Origin of the sequence: Paraclostridium sp. MRS3W1, assembly GCF_032465715.1 — a bacterium.
In the GTDB taxonomy this organism is placed as follows: domain Bacteria; phylum Bacillota; class Clostridia; order Peptostreptococcales; family Peptostreptococcaceae; genus Paraclostridium; species Paraclostridium dentum.
Genome location: NZ_JAWDJM010000181.1, coordinates 1 through 5,835, shown reverse-complemented (window position 1 = coordinate 5,835; position 5,835 = coordinate 1). Strand labels below are relative to the sequence as shown.

The following is a 5,835-nucleotide window of genomic DNA, read 5'->3' as shown; positions in this document are numbered from 1 at the left end:
TTTAAAAAATAATAAAAATTTCAACTTAAGGATGCTTTATTATTATATAATTTAATTAATAAATATGTGATATTGGAGGTTACTATGGAATTCAAAATTAAATTAAAAAAATACGCTGAGTTAGCAGTAAAGGTTGGAGTAAATCTTCAAAGAGGACAAACGCTTCTTTTAAGAGCTCCTATATCTTGTACAGATTTTGCTAGAGAAATAGTAAATGCTGCTTATGATTTAGGTGCTAGAGATGTTGAGATTGAGTGGAGCGATGAAGAAAGTTCTTTGATAAAATATATAAAAGCTCCAGAAGACATTTTTGATGAATTTCCTAAATGGAAAATAGAAAAATACAATTCATTATTAGACAAAGGAGTATGTATTATAAATATAGACTCTTCTAACCCTACTATATTTAAAGATGTAGATCCTATAAGAATGCAAAAAGCTAGTAAAGCATCTAGTGAAAGTATACCGTTATGGAGAGATGCTATTATATCAGATAAAATTAAGTGGACTATTGTATCTGCACCTAATAAAGAATGGGCATCTAAAGTATTCCCCGAGTTAGATGAAAATAAAGCTATAAATAAATTATGGGATTATATATTTAAGTGTACTAGAATAGATACTGATAACCCTATAGTATCTTGGAAAAATCACAACTCTAAGTTAGCTGAAAAAGTTATGTTTTTAAATAACTATAAATTTAAATCTTTACACTTTAAATCTTCTAAAACTGATTTACATATAGATTTGCCTGAAGGGCACATTTGGGCTGGAGGTTCAAGCTTAGATCCAAATGGTATAGAATTTACAGCAAATATCCCAACAGAAGAAGTATATACTCTACCTCATAAATTCAAAGTTAATGGTGTTGTTTCTAATACAAAACCATTTATATACAATGGAACTATAATTGATAAATTCACATTAACATTTAAAGATGGTAAAGTTGTTGATTACAATGCAGAGGTAGGTTATGAGTCATTAAAGTCATTATTAGAATTAGACAATGGATCTTGTTATTTAGGTGAAGTTGCGTTAGTTGAAAATAACTCACCTATATCTAACACTGGAATAGTTTATTATACTACTTTATATGATGAAAATGCATCTTGTCACTTAGCTTTAGGCTCTGCATATAAAACAAGTATAGAAAATGGTAGTGAGATATCAAAAGAGGATATGGATAAATACGGTATAAATGATAGTATAACTCATGATGATTTTATGATAGGTTCTAGTGATATGAATATATTTGGTTTAACTAAGGATGGTAAAGAAATACAAATATTTAAAAATGGAAATTGGGCATAAAATAATAAAAAGGAATATATTTATATATCCCTTTTTACAAAGTTTTTACAAAGCTTTAATATAACTTATAACTTCTTCAATTATCCAATCAGGAGTAGATGCGCCTGCTGTTAATCCCACTTTTTTAAACCCTTTAAAATCTTCTGGATTCAATTCATTTACTGTTTCTATAGCTAATGTAGGAACATATTCCTGACATATTTGAACTAGTTTTTGAGTATTAGAACTATGCTTACCTCCAACTACTACCATCATATCAACATCTGCTGATATTTCTTTAGCAGCCTCTTGTCTAACTTTAGTAGCAGAGCATATAGTATTATTGAATATTACATTATCAAGTTTATTAGATAAAGCTTCTAATATTTTATTATATAAATCAATATTAATTGTAGTTTGAGCAACTACACAATATTTTTTATTTTTATCTAAACTTATATTTTCTAAGTCTTCTAAAGTTTTTATTATTATAGCTTCATTATTACACCATCCGTTAATTCCTATAACTTCAGGATGTTTCGCATCTCCTATAACAATTATATCAAATCCTTGAGAATAATGTTTTTTAGCTACCTCATGAATTTTTTTTACAAAAGGGCAAGTTGTATCAATTACATTAAGACCTTTTTCTTTTGACTCTGTATATACAATCTCACCTACACCATGACTTCTAATGATCATGCTCTTTGATGTAGGAACTTCTCTTACTTCATCAATAGTTTTTAATCCATTTTCTTCATATTTTAAAACCGCTTGTTTATTATGAATTAATGGACCAAGAGCATATATGCCGTCTTCGCTTTTTTGAAGTTCATCCCAAGCCATCTTCATAGCTCTTTTGACTCCAAAGCAAAATCCAGCATTTTTGGCTATTTTAACTTCCATATTGATCCCCCTATTTTGCATTCTTATAATAATTTTCTTTTATTACATCTAGTACATTTTGAGATAATCTTTGGTAATCGTCACTTGTTAACTTTTCTTTATAATAATCTTCAAATGAGATAGGTTTATCTATGTATATTGTAACTCTATTAAATAGTCTATAGTTAGTTATTATAGACATAGGTATTACTAAAGATTTTCCTTTTACCGCAAACATACCTAGACCTGCCTTAGCTTCTAAAAAACCAACATCCTTACTTCTAGTACCTTCAGGAAACATTCCTATACATCCATCATTTCTAAGGATTTTTAAAATACTTTTTATCGTAGATGCAGTTGGATTTTCTCTATCTACAGGAATAACATTTATTTTATTTAATATATATCCTAAAGGTTTCACTTTAAACAATTCTTTTTTAGCAACAGCTGTAATAGGTCTATTTTTGTGCATACATGCAGCTAAAAAAATCGGATCTAAATTTGACTTATGATTTGCGGCAATTATTATAGAACCTTCTTGAGGTATATTTTCAATTCCTTCAACTCTAAATTTAAAAAACACGCGTGAGAATACATTTAAAACGCCTGTTACAAAGTTATAAAATTTCACATTAATCTCCCTTCAATTTGACTTACTTTATTTTATCTATAACTGATTCAACTACTTTATCTATACTTTTTCCTGTAGTATCAATTTCAATTGCATCGTTAGCTTTAACTAAAGGTGCGAATTCTCTATTAGAATCAATTTCATCTCTTCTTATTACATCATTAATAACTTCTTCTAAAGTAGTATTATATCCTTTTTTTATAAGTTCTTTATATCTTCTTTCTCCTCTTTCTTTTGAAGAAGCAACTAAGAAAAACTTATAGTCAGCATTTGGGAAAACATATGATCCGATATCTCTTCCGTCTAAGATAACAGAGCTTTTATTACCAATATCTCTTTGAACATCCACCATTAAATGTCTAACATCTTTTATTTGTGCTACATTAGATACGTTATGGCTAACTTCAGGAGTTCTAATTTCCTCTTTTAAAATTTTTCCGTCAAGATAGATATTATTATCTTTAAAATCTATATTACTTTTTTTTGCAATTTCAATTACTTCATTTTCATTATTAATATCTATTCCACTTTGAAGTACTTTATATGTTATAGCTCTATACATTGCGCCTGTATCTATATAATTTATATTCATTTTATCAGCTACTATTTTTGCTATCGTACTTTTCCCTGCACCTGCTGGTCCATCTACTGCTATTACTAAATTTTTCATATTATTCACTCCTATTCAACTATGTCTGGTCTTAAACTTTTAGCATTATTTAGATATATATGTTTAATCTCAGACTTTGACTTTTCACTATTTATATTTACCATAACTCTAATGCATTTTCTGAGACTACCTTGAATATACTTTTCTTCAAAGTTAAGTAAAGGTGTATCACAAATATTTAATAAATCTCTTACAGCTACAGAGGGATATACCACATCTAAATCACTAGTCATTGTAAAGACCATACTTATAATATCCTCTTCTAATATATCATTTTCTTTTATTATGTTTTCTATTAGTACTTTAGTTTCATTTAATATTTCTTCTATGGAGTTTTGATTAACTGTTGTCGCTCCTCTAACTGCTAATACTTTCATTAATAATCACTTCCTGCTAAATACCCTGTTGAAAAAGCTATTTGAAGATTATATCCGCCAGTCTCGGCATCTACATCTATAACCTCTCCAGCAAAGAATAAATTTTTAATTATTTTAGATTCTAAATTAGATGAATTTATTTCCTTTACACTAACTCCTCCACTAGTCACCATAGCAGCTTTAATTGTTAGCATCTCAGAAACAGTTAATTTCATGCACTTTATATATTCAATAATTTTTAATTCATCTTCTTTTTTTAATTCATTAGGTTTTTTATCACTTAGATTAAGTAAAGTTAAAATTTCTTTTAAGAAGTTTTGTGGTAATATGCTTTTTAAATTTGTTAGTATATTCTTATTTGGATTTTCTCTTATTATCCTTGATAATTCATCGCTTGAAGTTTTTTGTAAAAAATCTATTGTAATTTCAATAGGATTATTATCAAGTGCTTTATTTATATATGAAGAAAATTTTAGTACTGCAGGTCCTGATATTCCAAAATGTGTAAATATCATGTCACCTTGAGTTTCAATTTTTTTCTTTTTAATCTTAGTACTTATGCAAACATCTTTCATAGCTACACCTTGTAAATTTTTCACAAAACTCTCTTGTGTAACTAAAGGGATTAATGCTGGATATAGCGTTTTTATTTCATGTCCATATTTTTTTAAAATTTCAAACATAGACCCATCAGAACCTGTTGCTGGATAACTTTTACCACCAGTAGTTATAATTAATTTATCGCAACTAATTTTTTCTCCTTTATTAGTTATAACTCCTTTAGCTTCACTATTTTCTATAACTAAGTCACAAACAGTTGTATTATACATTATTTCAACATTATTTTTCGAAAGGTTGCTTAATAGTACATTTATAACATCATCGGCCTTATCTGACTTAGTATATACTTTTTCATCATATTCAACTTTGTACTCTAAATTATTATCTTTAAAGTATTCTAATAGGTCGTAGTTTGAAAATGTATAAAAAGAACTATATAAGAACTTTTTGTTATTAACTACCTTGTCAAAAAAATCTTCTATATTTCTATTATTAGTTATGTTACATCTTCCGCCACCTGTAAGTTTAAGCTTTTTTCCTATTTCATTGTTTTTTTCTATTAAAATTACTTCATTTTGTTTTGAAGCTGATATTGCGGCCATTATGCCAGCCGGTCCACCTCCAACAACTATAACTTTTGCCATATTTATATCTCCTTACTCAAGTGCTGAGTTGTTTATTTTTTCATTGTTTTTGATATGAGTAGTATCGTTCATTTTTATTATAACTGGTCCATAATCTCTGTATTCAACTATATTTAAAGCAGTATTGTCTTGCTTAATTCTATATATATTTTCCATACCTGAATTTAAGAAAGATAAAAGCATAACCCTAACAGTTACAGAGTGAGTTACAAGTAATATGTGTTTATTGTCATATTTCTTATTAAGTTCATTTATAAAATTATCTACTCTATCTTTAATTATATGTAAAGTTTCTCCTTCAGGAATTTCAACTAAATGTGGTTCATTTCTCCATGTATTATATATATCTGCATAATTCATTTTTATTTCATCTATTAATAAACCTTCCCATTTACCAAATCCCATTTCTCTAAGAGCTGGCGTTTCACAAACGCTTATTCCTAAACTGTCTCCAAGTATATTAGCAGTTTGAACAGCTCTACCTAAGTCACTTGAAAATATATAGTCTATTTTATGATTTTTAGCTAAACTATCAGCAAGCTCAGTAGCTTGTTCTATTCCTTTCTCTGTTAAATCTGAATTTCCATGTCCTTGTGTTTTACCTAATATATTCCAATTAGTTTGTCCATGTCTTACTATATAAAAAGTATTTGCCATAAGTAGCCTCCTATATTTATATATCTTTATTTTTAACGTTCATCAAAATTTTATTATATCATAATTTGACAAATTAAAAAACTTAAACATACAAATATTCATTTAAGGACAATATATATA

7 protein-coding genes are annotated in these 5,835 nt (G+C 27.7%); 1 reads left to right on the top strand and 6 read right to left on the bottom strand.

From position 1 onward, the window contains the following. The first annotated feature begins 84 nt into the window (after nucleotides 1-84). On the top strand, nucleotides 85-1,311 hold the full coding sequence (locus RWY47_RS15580) for an aminopeptidase (RefSeq protein WP_224170310.1): 1,227 nt from the start codon (nucleotides 85-87) through the stop codon (nucleotides 1,309-1,311). A gap of 45 nt (nucleotides 1,312-1,356) precedes the next feature. Here the strand turns inward: RWY47_RS15580 and RWY47_RS15575 are convergent, their stop codons facing one another. Genes RWY47_RS15575 through RWY47_RS15550 form a run of 6 tightly spaced genes read right to left on the bottom strand, consistent with a single transcriptional unit; the run spans nucleotide 1,357 to nucleotide 5,715 of the window. After that, nucleotides 1,357-2,196: a 4-hydroxy-3-methylbut-2-enyl diphosphate reductase gene (locus RWY47_RS15575; RefSeq protein ID WP_021431247.1), complete on the bottom strand. Its 840-nt coding sequence runs from the start codon at nucleotides 2,194-2,196 to the stop codon at nucleotides 1,357-1,359. Between the two features lie 10 nt (nucleotides 2,197-2,206). Continuing rightward, nucleotides 2,207-2,806, bottom strand: a complete 600-nt coding sequence (locus RWY47_RS15570) for a lysophospholipid acyltransferase family protein (protein ID WP_021431248.1) — start codon at nucleotides 2,804-2,806, stop codon at nucleotides 2,207-2,209. A gap of 22 nt (nucleotides 2,807-2,828) precedes the next feature. Beyond that, nucleotides 2,829-3,476, bottom strand: a complete 648-nt coding sequence (cmk, locus tag RWY47_RS15565) for a (d)CMP kinase (protein WP_021431249.1) — start codon at nucleotides 3,474-3,476, stop codon at nucleotides 2,829-2,831. Nucleotides 3,477-3,487: 11 nt separating this feature from the next. Continuing rightward, the gene (gene aroH, locus RWY47_RS15560) at nucleotides 3,488-3,853 is read right to left on the bottom strand and encodes a chorismate mutase (protein WP_025161906.1); all 366 of its coding nucleotides are present in this window, start codon (nucleotides 3,851-3,853) and stop codon (nucleotides 3,488-3,490) included. Beyond that, on the bottom strand, nucleotides 3,853-5,058 hold the full coding sequence (locus RWY47_RS15555) for an NAD(P)/FAD-dependent oxidoreductase (protein WP_150885446.1): 1,206 nt from the start codon (nucleotides 5,056-5,058) through the stop codon (nucleotides 3,853-3,855). The genes aroH and RWY47_RS15555 overlap by 1 nt, the downstream gene beginning before the upstream one ends. Before the next feature lie 12 nt (nucleotides 5,059-5,070). After that, a complete protein-coding gene (locus RWY47_RS15550) occupies nucleotides 5,071-5,715 on the bottom strand; it encodes a histidine phosphatase family protein (protein WP_021431252.1) in 645 nt (214 codons plus the stop codon). Between the last annotated feature and the right edge of the window lie 120 nt (nucleotides 5,716-5,835).

Excerpts from the sequence above, each read along its gene's own strand:
- RWY47_RS15550 (WP_021431252.1), bottom strand. The coding sequence starts at position 5,715 with ATGGCAAATACTTTTTATATAGTAAGACATGGACAAACTAATTGGAAT.
- RWY47_RS15555 (WP_150885446.1), bottom strand. The coding sequence starts at position 5,058 with ATGGCAAAAGTTATAGTTGTTGGAGGTGGACCGGCTGGCATAATGGCC.
- cmk (WP_021431249.1), bottom strand. The coding sequence starts at position 3,476 with ATGAAAAATTTAGTAATAGCAGTAGATGGACCAGCAGGTGCAGGGAAA.
- RWY47_RS15580 (WP_224170310.1), top strand. The coding sequence starts at position 85 with ATGGAATTCAAAATTAAATTAAAAAAATACGCTGAGTTAGCAGTAAAG.
- RWY47_RS15575 (WP_021431247.1), bottom strand. The coding sequence starts at position 2,196 with ATGGAAGTTAAAATAGCCAAAAATGCTGGATTTTGCTTTGGAGTCAAA.
- aroH (WP_025161906.1), bottom strand. The coding sequence starts at position 3,853 with ATGAAAGTATTAGCAGTTAGAGGAGCGACAACAGTTAATCAAAACTCC.